Source organism: Nocardia lasii, assembly GCF_042658545.1.
In the GTDB taxonomy this organism is placed as follows: Bacteria; Actinomycetota; Actinomycetes; order Mycobacteriales; family Mycobacteriaceae; genus Nocardia; species Nocardia lasii.
Genome location: NZ_JBHSQN010000011.1, coordinates 103,521 through 117,723, shown reverse-complemented (window position 1 = coordinate 117,723; position 14,203 = coordinate 103,521). Strand labels below are relative to the sequence as shown.

Below are 14,203 nucleotides of genomic sequence, written 5' to 3'. Positions count from 1 at the left end.
CCTAAATTGACCGAGTCCAGTGCCCAACCCACTGATCTCGCCACCGACGGTGGCGTGCGCCGCACCGTGCTCCCCGGCGGCCTGCGCGTGGTCACCGAACACGTGCCCGGCGTGCGCTCGGCCTCCATCGGCGTGTGGGTCGGCGTCGGCTCGCGCGACGAGGGCCCCACCGTGGCCGGCGCCGCGCACTTCCTCGAACACCTGCTGTTCAAGGCCACCCCCACGCGCAGCGCCCTCGACATAGCCCAGTCCATGGACGCGGTCGGCGGCGAACTCAACGCGTTCACCGCCAAGGAACAGACCTGCTACTACGCCCACGTCATCGACGAGGACCTGCCGCTGGCGGTCGACCTCGTCTCCGACGTGGTGCTCAACGGGCTGTGCCGGGCGGTCGATGTCGACGTGGAGCGCCAGGTCGTGCTCGAGGAGATCGCCATGCGCGACGACGACCCCGAAGACCTGGTCGCCGACTCCTTCCTCACCGCCATGTTCGGCGACCACCCCATCGGACGACCGGTGATCGGCAGCGTCGAATCCATCGAGGACATGCGCGCCACCCAGCTGCGCGGCTTCCACCAGCGCCGCTACCGGCCCGAACGCATGGTCGTGGCGGTCGCGGGCAATGTCGAACACGAGCGCGTCGTGGAACTGGTGCACCGCGCGTTCAGCGCCCGCCTCGACCCCGCCGCCGAACCGGCCCCGCGCCGCGAGGGCACCTTCCGGGCCCAGGGCGCGCCCGGATTGATCCGGGTCAATCGCGACAGCGAGCAAACCCACCTCGCGTTCGGTGTGCGGGCCTTCGGCAGGCACGAGGGGCCGCAGCGGTGGCCGCTGTCGATCCTCAACACCATCGTCGGTGGCGGACTGAGTTCGCGCCTGTTCCAACGGATTCGGGAGGAACGCGGCCTCGCGTACTCGGTGTACTCGAGCGTGGACACCTTCGCCGACACCGGGTCGTTCTCGGTCTCGCTCGGCTGCCAACCCGAAAACCTCGGCCAGGTTACCTCTTTGGCGCGCGCGGTGCTCGACGAGGTCGCGGCGAACGGGGTCACCGACGCCGAATGTGCCAGGGCCAAGGGCTCTTTGCGCGGCGGACTGGTGCTCGGCCTCGAGGACTCCGCCTCGCGGATGAACCGCATCGGTCGCAGCGAACTCAGCTACGGCAACCACCGCAGCGTCTCGGCCACGCTCACCCGCATCGACGCCGTCACCACCGACGAGGTCAACGACATCGCCCGCACCCTGCTCGCGCGCCCCTACGGCGCGGCGGTCTCGGGACCCTACCGCCGCACCCGCGACCTGCCCGCGTCGGTCCGCAAGCTCGTCGACAGCTGACGGACGCGGTCGTCGAGGCGTGACTCAGTCGGTCGCGTGCGCGCGGTTGGCGGCGTCGACGATCGCGGGGAGCAGGCCGGGGACGGCGCGCTCGATGTCCTCGGCGCGCAGGAACTGGTAGGTCTGGCCGTCGATGGTCAGACGTTCGATCAGGCCCGCCTCGCGCAGGATCTTGAAGTGGTGGGTGGCGGTGGATTTGTTGATGGCGTCGTAGAGGGCCGCGCAGCGCACGGGGGCGGCGGCGTTGCTCAGGCGACGGACCATTTCCAGGCGTACGGGGTCGTGCAGGGCACCGAGGACGGCGGGGAGCGGGGCGACCGGTAGGGTCGGCGCCGACCGAAGATCTTTAGCCTGTGTCATGAGTTGAATACCTCACTGGGGGTTTGATAGTCATCGTACCCGGGCGTAGCGTCGGAGGCGTTCGATGGATATCAAACTCTGCTGATGGGGACTACTGTGGTGACGACGACGGCACCGGTCGAGACCGGACAGCGCTGGGCGTACGGGGCGATTCTGGCCGCGTGCGCGGTGGCACTGGGGGTGTCCGGGGCGCCCGCGCCGCTCTACGGCATCTACGAGACCGAATGGCACCTGTCGCCGCTGACCACGACCATGGTGTTCGCCGTCTACGCCGTCGCGGCCTTGGGCGCCGTGCTGGTCTCGGGGCGGATCTCCGACGTGATCGGGCGCAAGCCGGTGATGATCGGGGCCTTCGCCACCATGATCGCCGGGCTGGTCGTGTTCCTGCTCGCCGACTCGGTGCCGATGCTGTTGCTGGCCAGGGCATTACACGGCGCGGCCGTGGGCGCGACCGTCGTCGCGGGCGCGGCGGCGCTGCTGGATCTGCGGCCCGCGCGCGGTGCGCGATCGGGACAGCTGTCCGGGGTGGCGTTCAACGTGGGCATCGCGCTCGCGGTGCTGGGGACCTCGGTGCTCGCGCAGTACGCGCCCGCGCCGCTGCGCACGCCGTACGTGGTGATCGCGGTGGTGTGTTTGGCGGCGGGCGCGGGCATCGTGGCGTTGCGCGAACCGCACACCGCCCGGGTGAAGGCGCGTATCACCATCGCCAAACCCGCTGTGCCGCACGAGATCAGGGCAGATTTCTGGTTCTCGGCGATCGGGGTGATGGCGGCCTGGTCGGTGCTGGGCGTGCTGCTGTCGCTGTATCCGTCGCTGGCCGCGACCGAGACCGGCGTGCACAACCTGGTGTTCGGCGGCGTGGTGGTCGCCGGGACCGCGCTGTCGGGGGCGCTCGCGCAGCTGCTGGCCACCGGGATCCCGGCCCGGCGCGCGGCGGTGATCGGCGACCTCGGCATGGCGGCGTCGCTGCTGATCACCATTCCGGCCCTGGCGACGAAGGAACCGGTGGTCGTGGTGCTCGCGGGCCTGGTGCTCGGCGCGACTTTCGGCCTCGGCTTCGGCGGTTCGCTGCGGCACCTGTCGGAGGTCGTGCCGCCGCATCGCCGGGGCGAGACCATGTCGGCGTTCTACCTGCTGGCCTACTCGGCCTTGGCCCTGCCGACCCTGGTGGCCGGTTGGGCGGCGACCACCTGGGGGATCGCGACGGTGTTCCCGTGGTTCGTGGTGAGCGTGGCGCTGGCCTGCGTGGTCGCGGCGCTGCTCGGACTTCGCGGAACGCGCGCGGCCGTGAAGGGCTGAATCGCCGCAGGGTCCGCGATCGGCGGAACTCGCGACGCCGGGCCACGGATGCGGGTCCCGAGACCTCGGGACCCGCACGCGCGGGGCTACTCGGGCCAGCCGCCGTACGGAACGGTGATCAGTTCCAGGTAGTGGCCGTTGGGGTCGAGGAAATAGACCCCTCGGCCGCCGTCGTTGTGGTTGATCTCGTTCGGCAGGTGCTGGTGGGGATCAGCCCAGTGATCCAGCCGGTAGCGCTGAATCTTGGCGTAGGCCGCGTCGAACTCGGCCTCCGACACCAGGAACGCGTAGTGCTGCGGCTGGATCTCGGTGATGACGGGCGGGACTTTCGCGAAATCGAAAGCGGCCCCGTGCGCGAGGGCGATCGGAATGAACGGCCCCCACTCCTCGCCGATATCCAACCCGAGGATGTCCGCCCAGAACTCGGCGGTTTCGCGATGATCGCGGCATCCGACAATAGTGTGATTGAACTGCACTGACAGGGGATTTCTCCTTGTTCGTGAAGGCGCCGACCCTGGGCACGGTACGAGGCGGCCGACAGGAGCACCTTCACCGTGATCGAGGGTAGCCACCGATCCGCGACCCTGTAAAGGGTGCTCGCGGTAGCGTCGCGGGCATGAGGATTCGTGGAGCCGTTCTGGAACGCGTCGCCGATCCGGCGCCGTTCGCCGAGTCGCGGCCGATCACCGTGTGCGAGCTGGAACTGGGCGCGCCGGGGCCGGGTGAGCTGCTGGTGCGCATCGAGGCGGCGGGGCTGTGCCATTCGGATCTGTCTGTGGTGGACGGTAATCGGGTGCGGCCGGTGCCGATGCTGCTCGGGCACGAAGCCGCGGGGATCGTCGAAGCGGTGGGGGACGGGGTCACCGATGTGGGGCTCGGGCAGCGGGTCGTGATGACGTTTCTGCCGCGCTGTGGGGACTGCGCGGGGTGCGCGAGCAACGGGCGTACCCCGTGTGGGCCGGGCAGTGTGGCCAACAACGCGGGCGAACTGCTCGGCGGTGGGCGGCGGCTGACCCGCGACGGCGAGGAGGTGCACCACCACCTGGGGGTTTCCGGCTTCGCCACGCACGCGGTGGTGGATCGGCGCTCGGTGGTGCCCGTGGACGACGATGTGCCGCCCGAGATCGCGGCGGTGCTCGGGTGCGCGGTGCTGACCGGGGGTGGCGCGCTGCTCAACGCGGCGAAACCCGGTGCGGGAGACCGGATCATGGTGGTCGGGCTCGGCGGGGTCGGGATGGCGGCGGTGCTCGTGGCGGTCTCGCTGGGACTCGGCGAGGTGATCGCGGTGGACACAGTGCCCGAAAAGCTCGCGCTCGCCCGCGAATTCGGCGCTACCGTCGCGCTGACCCCGGCAGAGGTGGCCGAGCAGGGGGTGAGCGCCGATGTCGTGATCGAGGCGGCAGGCAACGTGCGTGCCTTTGAAACTGCCGTCGCCGCAACAGCTCCCGGTGGCGTCACCGTGACGGTCGGGTTGCCCGCACCGACCGCCACCGCCACGATCTCGCCGCTGGCGCTGGTCGCCCAGGGGCGCACCATCATCGGCAGCTACCTCGGCTCCGCCGTGCCCGCACGCGACATCCCCGAATACGTGCGGATGTGGCGGGCCGGGAAGTTGCCGCTGGAACGGCTCGTCTCGGCGCGGATCGGCCTCGACCAGGTCAACACGGCGATGGACGATCTCGCGGCGGGCGCGGCGCTGCGTCAGGTCATCGTCTTCGACTCCGGGCGCGAGGTCGGCGCGGCCGGGTTCCGGGCTGCTCGATAGGCTTGGCCGAGCAAGTGGAGTCGAGGACGAGGAGATGCGGTGACCATTCGGGTCGGAGTGCTCGGAGCACGCGGCAAGGTCGGGCAGGCCATCTGCGCGGCGGTGGAGGCGGCACCCGATCTGGAGCTGGTCGCCCAGGTCGACAAGGGTGACGCGCTCGAGACGTTCACCGAGACGAACACGCAGGTCGTGGTCGACTTCACCCACCCCGACGTGGTGATGGGCAACCTGAAGTTCCTCATCGAGAACGGCATTCACGCCGTCGTCGGCACCACCGGCTTCGACGAGGTTCGCCTGGCCGAGGTGCGCGGACAACTGGCCCAGCAGCCCGAGACCGGCGTGCTCATCGCCCCGAACTTCGCCATCGGCGCCGTGCTGTCGATGCGCTTCGCCGAACAGGCCGCGCGGTTCTTCGACTCGGTCGAGGTCATCGAACTGCACCACCCGAACAAGGCCGACGCGCCCTCGGGCACCGCCTACCGCACCGCCGCGGTCATCGCCGCCGCCCGCGCCGAGGCAGGCGTCGGCGTCAGCCCCGACGCCACCACCGCCGAACTCGAGGGTGCCCGCGGCGCCGACGTGGACGGGGTGCGGGTGCACTCGGTGCGCCTGGCCGGGCTCGTCGCGCACCAGGAGGTGCTGTTCGGCACCCAGGGCGAGACCCTGACCATCCGCCACGACTCCATCGACCGGTCCTCGTTCGCGCCGGGCGTGCTGCTCGCGGTGCGCGAGATCGCCGGACGGCCCGGACTCACCGTCGGACTCGACCCGTTCCTGGATCTGTGAGCGAGTCCGCCGGGTCGCGACCCGATCGGCAAGTCCTCAAAACCGTTGCGCTGGTGGCCTTCATGGTCGCCGCGCTGCTGTTCTACTTCGTCCGACTCGGCGGCCTGGCCATCGCCTACATCGCCGACGGCGGATTCGCCGGGATCGCGATCGGCATCGGCATGCTGGCACTGCCGCTGGTCGGGGTGTGGATCCTGTGGTCGACCCTGCGCGCGGCGTTCGACCACCAGCACCTCGCCCGGCGCATCGACGAGGAAGGCCTCGAGGTCGACACCTCCGAGCTGCCGCGGCGCCCGTCCGGCCGGATCGAACGCGGAGCCGCCGACGCCCTGTTCGCGCGGATCAAGACCGAATGGGAAGCCGACCCCGACAACTGGCGCAGCTCCTACCGACTCGCCCGCGCCTACGACTACGCCGGCGACCGGGGCCGCGCCCGCGACACCATGCGCCGCGCCGTGGCCTTGGAGAAACTGGAACGCGACCCAGGAGAGTAGCCCGTGGCCCGGTTGCTGATCGTCCACCACACCCCCTCCCCGCACTGCCAGGCGATGTTCGAAGCGGTCCTCGCCGGCGCGAGCGACCCCGAGATCGAGGGCGTCGAGATCGTGCGCCGCGCCGCCCTGTCCCTCACCGCCGTCGACGTCCTCGAGGCCGACGGCTACCTCCTCGGCACCCCCGCCAACCTCGGCTACATGAGCGGCGCCCTCAAACATAATTTGTCTACTTACCCGTCTATTACGAGTCCCGCGAGGTCGGCGGCGTGAAACGGCTCCTGATCGTCCATCACACGCCCTCGCCGCACTGCCAGGCGATGTTCGAGGCCGTGGTGTCCGGGGCGACCGACCCGGAGATCGAAGGCGTGGAGGTCGTGCGCCGTGCTGCGCTCTCCCTGTCGCCGACCGACGTGCTGGAGGCGGACGGGTACGTGCTCGGCACTCCGGCGAACCTCGGGTACATGAGCGGCGGCCTGAAACACGGGCTGGATGTCATTTACTACCCCTGCCTGGATTCGACCCGTGGGCGGCCGTTCGGCGCGTACTTCCACGGCAACGAGGGCACCGAGGGCGCGGAGAAGGGCGTCACCTCCATCACTACCGGCTTGGGGTGGGTGAAGGCGGCCGACTATGTGGTGGTGTCGGGGAAGCCGTCCAAGAGCGACCTCGAAGCGTGCTGGGAACTCGGCGCGACCGTGGCGGCACAGCTCATGGGGTGAGCCGCACCGCTGCTCTCGTTTGCGCGGCAACTCCGAATGTTGTCACCGGGCGATGGTCCAATGGGATGAGGAGGCCTCATGCTCATCAAGTGCGCCGATTGCGACACGATGTTCGACCCTCGACCCACAGGGCGCGGTCCGAGCCGCCAGCGGTGCGAGGAACACGTCAAGCTCCGCAAAGCTGAGTTGATCCGCGCTCGTGACGCGCTCAACCGTGCCGAGAAGTGGGGCGTTGAGACGGAACTTGTCATCGCGCGAGAGGTGTTCGAGCGAGACGGCTGGATATGTCACCTGTGCGGCGACCCGATCCCGGAGCCCTTGCGAACAACCCGAGTCCTTGGCGGCAAACATGACCCGCTATCCCCGGCCGTCGACCATGTGATTCCTCTGTCCAGAGGTGGCCCCCACACGATGGAAAATTGTCGCGCTGCTCATTGGACGTGCAATGCGCGCAAATTCAACATCGAGCGAGCCGAGACCAGCGCTGAGCTGCCTGCAGACCGACCTGCTCCGCGTATTTCGGTGGGGGGTGATGAATGCAAGCTCGATGGGTGCCCGCGTCCAGTCGCTGGGCGCGGTCTGTGCCAGGCGCACCTTCGGCGCTTGAAGAAATACGGTGACCCGAACAAGGTTAAATGCGGTTGCGGGTGCGGTGAATTGCTAACGGTCGCGGCCAGTGTCACTGTCGCTGTCGTATATCTCGACGGTCACGGCGTCGCGACTGGAGCTGCGGTTTCTCCGGCAGTGAAGTTGAGGAAGGGGCTTGTTCCCCAGCCGGTTTCGGAGCGCGGCAAGACCTTGTATGGGCTCACGGGTGATTGCCAAGTGTGGACCGGCTCAAAGAATGAGATGGGGTACGGGCGAATGTATGTCCGTGTGCCGGGCCAGAAACGTAAGGGGCGCGTTATGCAGGTTCACCGCCTCGCCTACGAGCTCGCGAACGGCGAGGACTCAGCGCTCAACCTCACGATTGATCATCTATGCGGTGTCCCGTTGTGCTGCAATCCCCGGCATCTTGAGGCGGTGACCATTGGCGAGAACCTACGGCGCGCCGCAATGGTGATCCTTGCTTGCCCAAAAGGTCACCCCTACGACGACGAGAACACGGACTACAGCTCAGACGGCCACCGGCGTTGCCGCCAGTGCAACACGGACGTGTATCACCTCGAAATGCTCGGGCACGAGTTTGTCGCGGATCGTGAGAATGTGAGCGACCAGCGCCGACGCTGCCTCATCTGTCGGCAAACTAAGGAATCGACGCCGCAGTTCTGTCCGCAGGGGCATGAATACACCCCCGAGAACAAGCGGATCGGCAGCGACGGAAAGCGATACTGCCAGCAATGTATCTGGGATCGGACACATATCCCGGACTACGGGCACTCATTCGTCCCTGACCCAGACGGTCCGGTCAAGAAGCGGCGTTGCCTCACCTGTCGCAAGTTGAACCCGCCCCCAACACACTGCGTCAACGGTCACAAATTCACCAAGGCGACAACGGAATACACCGCGAAGGGCTGGCGCAATTGCGTACTGTGCCGCCTCAACGCCGATCACATTCCGAAGCATGGGCACGAGTATGTGATTGACACGAGCAATCCGACGACGGTGCGCCGTTGCCGCGTGTGTTTTCTAGCCAAACATGCAGCGTCGCGGTTCTGTCCGTATGGACACGAGTTCACGCCTGAGAACACGAGGCTGAAGAATGGATGGCGGAACTGCCGAACCTGTGAACGCAACAGGGGACACCGTAAGTTGTTCAATCACGATTTTGTAATCGATCCACGCAGCGGAAAACAGCCGCGCTGTCTGACTTGTGCGCAAGCCCGCTCGGCCCGCTAGAGATTTCCGCGCGGCGGGATCTTCCGACGCTCCAGCGCTCCCCGGATGAGGGCTCGGGCGGCGTCGTTGTAGGCGGCCTGGTCGGCGAGCACGGCGAAGGTCTTCTCGTGCAGGGCGATCTCCGAGGGCCGGGTGATGGTCAGTTCTGCGCTGACGGTCTCGGTGAGCACCTGGGCGCGGTCGTAAATGACGAAGTTCGTCGCCGGGGCGCGGTAGTCGGTGTCCAGCGGGATCACGCCGAGCCGGAGGTTGGGCCGCTCCAGTTCGCCGAGGAGGTGTTCGAGCTGCGCCACCATCACCGCGTTATCGCCGACGGTCGGATAGAGCGCGGCCTCGCCGACGAGGATGTGGAAGCGGTGCCCGGCGCGCTGGAGGACACCCCTACGGGCCATCCGCACGGCTACCGCCTCGTCCAGGTCGTCACGGCCGCCGATCATCGAGATGCAGACGCGCAGGATCGCGCGGGCGTAGCCCTCGGTCTGCAACAGGCCGGGCATGGTGTCGGGGTCGTACCAGCGGATGAGGCGGGTCTCGCCTTCGACTTTGATGGACTGGCGTTGCCGGTGGGCGTGCCCGGCGGCCAGGGTGCGCTGCCATTCCAGGTACATCGCGCGCAGGTTGCGCAGGCTCGCAACCAGGTCATCCAGGACGGCCATGCTGTCGCACGCTGCGCACCAGTCGGCGAGGTCGGCTTCGGACGGCGCTTGCTTCCCGCGCTCGATGCGGCTGATCTTGGACGAGTGCCAGCCGCACCGAGCGGCGAGATCGACGCCGGATAGGTGGGCGGCTCGGCGCAGCTCCCGAAGGCGTGCGCCGAGCGCGGCCCGTGCGTCATCGACAGCTCTCACGGCGCGTGCGCGTGCTCACTGTCGGCGTAGCGGGCGTGGTCGATTCCCTTCGGCCACAACGTCGCCCGTGCCCGCAAGCACAGGCCGACGATCCCCGGATCGGTGGTGATGGACAGGCCCATGAACTCTCCCGTCTCGGCGAACGTCGTGAACGCCACCGTCTCGTCATCGAACAACCAGAAGTCGTCGCCCGGCACCTCGGCCGGGTCGGCGAGGTGGCGCGGCAGCCATCGGACCACCTCGCCGACCTCCACGTTGCCGTCCGTCTCGCTGAGCAGCCAGCGGGTGTAGGTCGAGTGCGGGACCGTCACCACACGCAGCCGCTCCAAGGAGACGCCGCGCCCGGCCGTGGAGACCATCAGGTCATCCCACGCCTTCCACGACTCCGGCTGTTCCTCCGGTTCGTAGGTCTCCCCGGCTTCCCAGCGTCGCAGCGCTTCGACTTCATCGGCTACGCCGTAGGTGTCCTGCACCTCCAGGTGGAAGGCATACCGGCGGGCCGCGCGGAACAGCGGCTCGAATACCTCGTCACCGACGACGTGGAGCATCAGCGCACCACCACGGCCGTCTCGTGGTCTGCGAGTCGGAGCTGTGCGAGGACTTCGGGCGCGGTGACCTGCTCGCCGCTGACCAGGAACTTGCCGGGGGCGTTGGTGGCTTCTACGGGCAGCGTCATGCCCGGCTCCAGCCAGTCGAGCAGGACGTGAGGCACCAGCACGGTCCCGGTCCGGTCGGTGATGTCGCCCTGTACGACCAGCTCGCCTGTCTCGGCGGCGTACACCGCCGGGCAGGTGCCGCTCTTGGAGCCGGAGCCGAGCAGGCGCAGTGTGAGGTGAGAGTGCATGGTGAGGCCGTCCTTTGCGATTGAGGCGAACGTACCTCGCAATGGTCGCCGTGTTCGCCTCCGGCTCCCAAGGTTGCGCGCAAAAACGCACAAAGTCGTATCGGGTCCGCGCAGTGCCCGCCCAGGATTCGTTTATGCCCGGCCGTCGAGTGTTGTGCTCCCCGGCGGCCGGTGCAAGCCATCAGCGAACGACAGGGGACGACATGGACGGCGGACGCTACCTCCAGCACAGCGATGGAACCTGGGAGGTGGTCGGCGCGGACGGCTGGCCGGTCCCGATGTCCGAGTTCGTGGAACTCCACGCCGATGTGGTGGCCGCTCTCGCAGCCGTGGACCAGACGCCGGTGGATGAGCGCCTGTTGATCGCTGTCCGTCACGGCCTGCTATGCCTCCGGGGACCGCGCCGGGCGGCGCGGTGATCGCCCTCGGGTGGGTGGTCGTGGTGGGCTTGCCGCTGGCGGTGCTGGGGGCGGCGATCTTGTGGCCTGAGCGCATCCCGCGTGACCGATCAGTGGACGGCATCCGCGAGCGCATCGAGACCGAGGGCACGCGGCGGCACCGCTTCTGATCCGCCCTAACCATCTGTCGGGGCGGTGCGGCATCATCCCGGTATGACGTTCCCGCTGGCCGGTTTCGAGGGCTTCGTAACCTTCGCCGCATTGCCGACTACCGACGTTCCGGCCGGAGCCGGGGTCTACGTGGTCATCCGGCCCGCGACAGCACCGCCGGTGTTTCTCCCTGGCAGTCCCGCTGGTTGGACAAAGGGCGACCCGTCCGTATCGCTTGCCGAACTTCAATCCTCCTGGGTACCTGGGGAACCGGTGGTCTATATCGGCAAGGCGGACCTTGGGGCGTCGGGCAGGAGGGGTCTACGGAAGCGGTTGGGCGAGTATCGGCGGCACGGTGCCGGGCGGCGAGCCGGGCACTGGGGCGGGCGCTTGATCTGGCAGCTCGCCGACAGCGCTGAGCTGTTGGTCGGCTGGCGGGAGGAGCCCGACGCCCGAGCGGTGGAAAAGGCAATGATCGCGGAGTATGTGGCGATGTACGGCAAGCGCCCGTTCGCAAATCGGACCGGTTAGCGGATTTACCGCCTGGATCAGAGGTTGCCCTTCGCGTTCGCACCAGGGCTACGCGACCACGCACGTGAATGCGACCGGGCTGGGGTGGATGCGGGCGGCGGAGTTCGTGGAGGTGCGGGGGGAAGCCGAGCAAGGGGAGCGCGAGGAGTGCTGGAAACTCGGGGCGAGTGCGCCGGCTCAGCTGATCGTGTGGGGCCACCCGGCTCACGGAGCGCGGCGACCGAGTCGGGGGGCTTGTGGCGTCATGGGTTGTCCATCGGTGCAGGTCGGGTGGGGGTAGCGGGTGGGCCCCGAATTCTGGTGGGCTGACATGGGGGCTTGGGATGCGGTAGAACTCGGGAGCTAGGTGTTGCGGGCTGGCCGCGGTGGGTGTTCGACGAGTGGGAGTGGTCGGTGAGCGAGGAACAGACGCGCGCGGTGCGCCGGGTGGGTGTGGTCGAGGATCACGAGTCGGTGGCGATCGGGTTGGCGGCCATGCTCGACCCGGAGCCGGACCTGGAACTGGTCGCGGTGGCCGAATCGGTGGCCGAACTGCTCGACCGGACCACCGAACTCGACCTGGTCGTGCTCGATCTGCGCCTGCCCGACGGGTCGACGCCCGAGGACAATGTCACCGCGCTGCGCGCGCACGGCATCGAGGTGCTCGTGTTCACCGGCGCCGACAACGCTTTTCTGGTGCGCTCCGCCGCCAAGGCGGGCGTGCTGGGCGTGCTGCGCAAGTCCGAGAGCGTGGCCACCGTGGTCGCGGCGGTGCGCCGGGCCGCCTCCGGTGAGCAGGTGGTGACCACCGACTGGGCCGCCGCCATCGACGGCGACCCGCAACTGTCCGACGTCGGCCTGAGCCCCCGGCAGGAGGAAGTGCTCATGCTCTACGCCTCGGGCGAGAAGGCCTCGCGGGTGGCGCGCCTGACCGGGCTGTCGGAGCAGACCGTCAACGACTACCTCGGCCGCATCCGCCAGAAGTACGCCGACGCAGGCCGCCCCGCCCCGACCAAGACCGACCTGTACAAACGCGCGGTCGAGGACGGGTGGCTACCGGTCCCGGAGCGGCAGCAGCGCGCGTGAGCACACTCGCGGTCGCGACGGCGCCCGCGACGGTCGGCGACATCGAATTCTCGCGGGCGGCCACCGAGCAGATCCTGCGCCGACTCGGGGTGATGGTCGGGACCGCCGCGATGATCGTGATGGTCCTGGAACTGCCCGCGGTGCTGGTGGGACCGGTGAACCTGTCGATCTGGCCCGAAGCGCACCTGGTGGCGGCGTATCTGATGTTCGGGGTGCTGGCGCTGGTCTCGGCGCGCGGGCGCGTCGACGCGATCCGGCGCACCGCGGGCGCGGCCGCCCTGTGCTATCTCGGCGCGACCCTGGTGACGCCGCTGGTGTACTCGGTGGTGCACATCGGCTCGTTCGCGTCCTGGCCCTATCGCGGACTCGCGGTCGGGGTGCTGGCCGCCGGACTGGCCTGGTCGCGCCGCGTCGCGACCGCGTTCGCCGCGGTGCTCGCCGTGGCGACCAGCGTGTCGAACGCGCTGGTGGTGCCGGACAGTTCGATGGGCTCCACCCTCGGCGACATCACCCGCGGCCTCGGCGTGGCCGCGCTGTTCCTGTGGTGCGTGGTCTACGCGCGCGCCGCGGCCGAACGGGTCGACCGCGAAGCCGTCCGGCAGCGCAGCCGCGCGGCGACCGTCGCGGCGAGCGCGGCCAGGGAACGCGAGAGCACCCGCTTCGCGGCGCTGATCCACGACGCCGTGCTCTCGACTCTGCTGGAAGCCTCCCGCGCGCACCGGTCCTCGGCGGTGCTGCGCAACCAGGCCGCCCGCACCCTCGAACAGCTCGAGCAGTCGCGGCGCGCCCCCGAGATCGACCACCTCGACGCGGCCGCGACGGTCGAGTTCCTGCGCGAGGCGGTGCGCACGGTCAGCGCCGAGATCCCGGTGCAGGTGCCCTCGCGCTCCACCGCCGACCTGTGCCTACCGACCGAGGCCGCCCAGGTGCTCGCCGCCGCCCTGTCCGAAGCCGTGCGCAACAGCGTGCGCCACGCCGACGTGCCCGGCCGGCGGGTGCGCCGCAGCGTCACGGTCACCATCGCCACCGGCGGCATCCGGGTGGTGCTGTCCGACGACGGCGCCGGATTCGACCCCGCGCGCGTCTCGGTCGACCGGATGGGCATCGCGGGCAGCATCCTGGGTCGCATGCGCGCGCTGGCCGGTGGCGCGGCCTTCGTGGAATCGGCGCCCGGCGCGGGCACCGTCGTGACCTTGGTGTGGGGGAGCTGATGGTGGATCGGGATCTGCCGTTCGCGATGCGCGACCTGTTCGGGCTCAGCGACGGCACCGCGTGGCTGTTCGTGATCATCTTCGAAGCCACCATCGTGATGTATCTGCGGGTGAACTTCGACTTCGCGCCGCCGCTGGCCGCGGGCACCGCGCTGGCGCTGATGGCCGCCGCGGCGCTGGTGGTGCTGGTGTTCCCGGTGGACCCGCTGCCGTGGCCCGCGACGATCTTCACCGCGGGCGCCGGACCCGCGGCGATGGCGCTGACGGTGCCGTGGGTGGCCAACCCCACGGGCTTCTCCCACCAGCTGTGGACCGCCTACCCGACCTCGTATCTGTTGGCGATGCTGGTGCTGCGCGGGCGGATCCTGGCGGCCTGGCTCGGCGTCGGGGCGGGCGCGCTGGTGCTGATCACGCTGGGCGCCTTCGAGAGCTGGCACGTCGAGACCGTGGTGCGCGCGCTGACCCCGGTCGCCACGGTCGGCGCGGTCACGGTGTTCATGGCGATCGTGCGACCCACCCAGCGCTCGCTGCGCGAACTGCGCAGCGAGGCCAACCAGCG

Annotated in this window: 16 protein-coding genes and 3 pseudogenes; 13 read left to right on the top strand and 6 right to left on the bottom strand. The window is 69.0% G+C overall.

Annotated features, from left to right (window positions below):
* Positions 1–6: 6 nt before the first annotated feature.
* The gene (locus ACFP3H_RS16715; RefSeq protein ID WP_378606743.1) at positions 7–1,335 is read left to right on the top strand and encodes a M16 family metallopeptidase; all 1,329 of its coding nucleotides are present in this window, start codon (positions 7–9) and stop codon (positions 1,333–1,335) included.
* 24 nt (positions 1,336–1,359) lie between these two features.
* Here ACFP3H_RS16715 and ACFP3H_RS16710 read toward each other — a convergent pair whose 3' ends face one another.
* On the bottom strand, positions 1,360–1,695 hold the full coding sequence (locus tag ACFP3H_RS16710; protein ID WP_378606740.1) for an ArsR/SmtB family transcription factor: 336 nt from the start codon (positions 1,693–1,695) through the stop codon (positions 1,360–1,362).
* Positions 1,696–1,779: 84 nt separating this feature from the next.
* Between ACFP3H_RS16710 and ACFP3H_RS16705 the strand changes: the two genes are divergently transcribed.
* The gene (locus ACFP3H_RS16705) at positions 1,780–2,994 is read left to right on the top strand and encodes an MFS transporter (protein WP_378606737.1); all 1,215 of its coding nucleotides are present in this window, start codon (positions 1,780–1,782) and stop codon (positions 2,992–2,994) included.
* Between the two features lie 86 nt (positions 2,995–3,080).
* Here ACFP3H_RS16705 and ACFP3H_RS16700 read toward each other — a convergent pair whose 3' ends face one another.
* Complete coding sequence (locus ACFP3H_RS16700) at positions 3,081–3,476, bottom strand: VOC family protein (RefSeq protein ID WP_378607433.1); 396 nt, start codon at positions 3,474–3,476, stop codon at positions 3,081–3,083.
* 134 nt (positions 3,477–3,610) lie between these two features.
* Between ACFP3H_RS16700 and ACFP3H_RS16695 the strand changes: the two genes are divergently transcribed.
* The 6 genes and pseudogenes from ACFP3H_RS16695 (at position 3,611) to ACFP3H_RS16670 (ending at position 8,597) form a co-directional block, all read left to right on the top strand.
* A complete protein-coding gene (locus tag ACFP3H_RS16695; RefSeq protein ID WP_378606734.1) occupies positions 3,611–4,759 on the top strand; it encodes an alcohol dehydrogenase catalytic domain-containing protein in 1,149 nt (382 codons plus the stop codon).
* 39 nt (positions 4,760–4,798) lie between these two features.
* On the top strand, positions 4,799–5,545 hold the full coding sequence (gene dapB, locus ACFP3H_RS16690; RefSeq protein ID WP_378606731.1) for a 4-hydroxy-tetrahydrodipicolinate reductase: 747 nt from the start codon (positions 4,799–4,801) through the stop codon (positions 5,543–5,545).
* A gap of 62 nt (positions 5,546–5,607) precedes the next feature.
* A complete protein-coding gene (locus tag ACFP3H_RS16685) occupies positions 5,608–6,039 on the top strand; it encodes a hypothetical protein (RefSeq protein WP_378607430.1) in 432 nt (143 codons plus the stop codon).
* Between the two features lie 3 nt (positions 6,040–6,042).
* Positions 6,043–6,282 (top strand): annotated as a pseudogene (locus ACFP3H_RS16680) (flavodoxin family protein); the annotation flags it as partial.
* 23 nt (positions 6,283–6,305) lie between these two features.
* The gene (locus tag ACFP3H_RS16675; RefSeq protein WP_378607427.1) at positions 6,306–6,758 is read left to right on the top strand and encodes a flavodoxin family protein; all 453 of its coding nucleotides are present in this window, start codon (positions 6,306–6,308) and stop codon (positions 6,756–6,758) included.
* A gap of 78 nt (positions 6,759–6,836) precedes the next feature.
* Entirely contained in the window at positions 6,837–8,597 is a 1,761-nt protein-coding gene (locus ACFP3H_RS16670) for an HNH endonuclease (RefSeq protein WP_378606728.1), read from the top strand.
* On the opposite strand, the gene ACFP3H_RS16665 is transcribed toward ACFP3H_RS16670, so the two are convergent.
* The 4 genes and pseudogenes from ACFP3H_RS16665 to ACFP3H_RS16650 form a co-directional block, all read right to left on the bottom strand.
* Positions 8,594–9,253 (bottom strand): DUF5753 domain-containing protein, encoded by a 660-nt coding sequence (locus ACFP3H_RS16665; protein WP_378607424.1) that lies wholly within the window; start codon positions 9,251–9,253, stop codon positions 8,594–8,596. The genes ACFP3H_RS16670 and ACFP3H_RS16665 overlap by 4 nt on opposite strands.
* Positions 9,254–9,268: 15 nt before the next feature.
* A pseudogene (locus ACFP3H_RS16660) lies at positions 9,269–9,445 on the bottom strand (helix-turn-helix domain-containing protein); the annotation flags it as partial.
* Entirely contained in the window at positions 9,442–9,993 is a 552-nt protein-coding gene (locus ACFP3H_RS16655; RefSeq protein WP_378606725.1) for a DUF6879 family protein, read from the bottom strand. The gene ACFP3H_RS16655 and the pseudogene ACFP3H_RS16660, both read right to left, overlap by 4 nt.
* A complete protein-coding gene (locus ACFP3H_RS16650) occupies positions 9,993–10,289 on the bottom strand; it encodes a hypothetical protein (RefSeq protein WP_378606723.1) in 297 nt (98 codons plus the stop codon). The genes ACFP3H_RS16655 and ACFP3H_RS16650 overlap by 1 nt, the downstream gene beginning before the upstream one ends.
* Before the next feature lie 385 nt (positions 10,290–10,674).
* On the opposite strand from ACFP3H_RS16650, the gene ACFP3H_RS16645 reads away from it, so the two are divergent.
* The 5 genes and pseudogenes from ACFP3H_RS16645 to ACFP3H_RS16625 all read left to right on the top strand — a co-directional run.
* The gene (locus tag ACFP3H_RS16645) at positions 10,675–10,857 is read left to right on the top strand and encodes a hypothetical protein (protein ID WP_378606720.1); all 183 of its coding nucleotides are present in this window, start codon (positions 10,675–10,677) and stop codon (positions 10,855–10,857) included.
* A 43-nt stretch (positions 10,858–10,900) separates the two neighbouring features.
* A complete protein-coding gene (locus tag ACFP3H_RS16640) occupies positions 10,901–11,368 on the top strand; it encodes a hypothetical protein (RefSeq protein WP_378606717.1) in 468 nt (155 codons plus the stop codon).
* Positions 11,369–11,761: 393 nt separating this feature from the next.
* Positions 11,762–12,433, top strand: coding sequence for a response regulator (locus tag ACFP3H_RS16635; protein WP_378606714.1), 672 nt, complete (start codon positions 11,762–11,764; stop codon positions 12,431–12,433).
* Positions 12,430–13,644, top strand: a complete 1,215-nt coding sequence (locus ACFP3H_RS16630; RefSeq protein ID WP_378606711.1) for a sensor histidine kinase — start codon at positions 12,430–12,432, stop codon at positions 13,642–13,644. Before ACFP3H_RS16635 ends, ACFP3H_RS16630 begins: the two co-directional genes overlap by 4 nt.
* Positions 13,644–14,203: pseudogene (locus ACFP3H_RS16625) on the top strand (hypothetical protein); the annotation flags it as partial. The gene ACFP3H_RS16630 and the pseudogene ACFP3H_RS16625, both read left to right, overlap by 1 nt.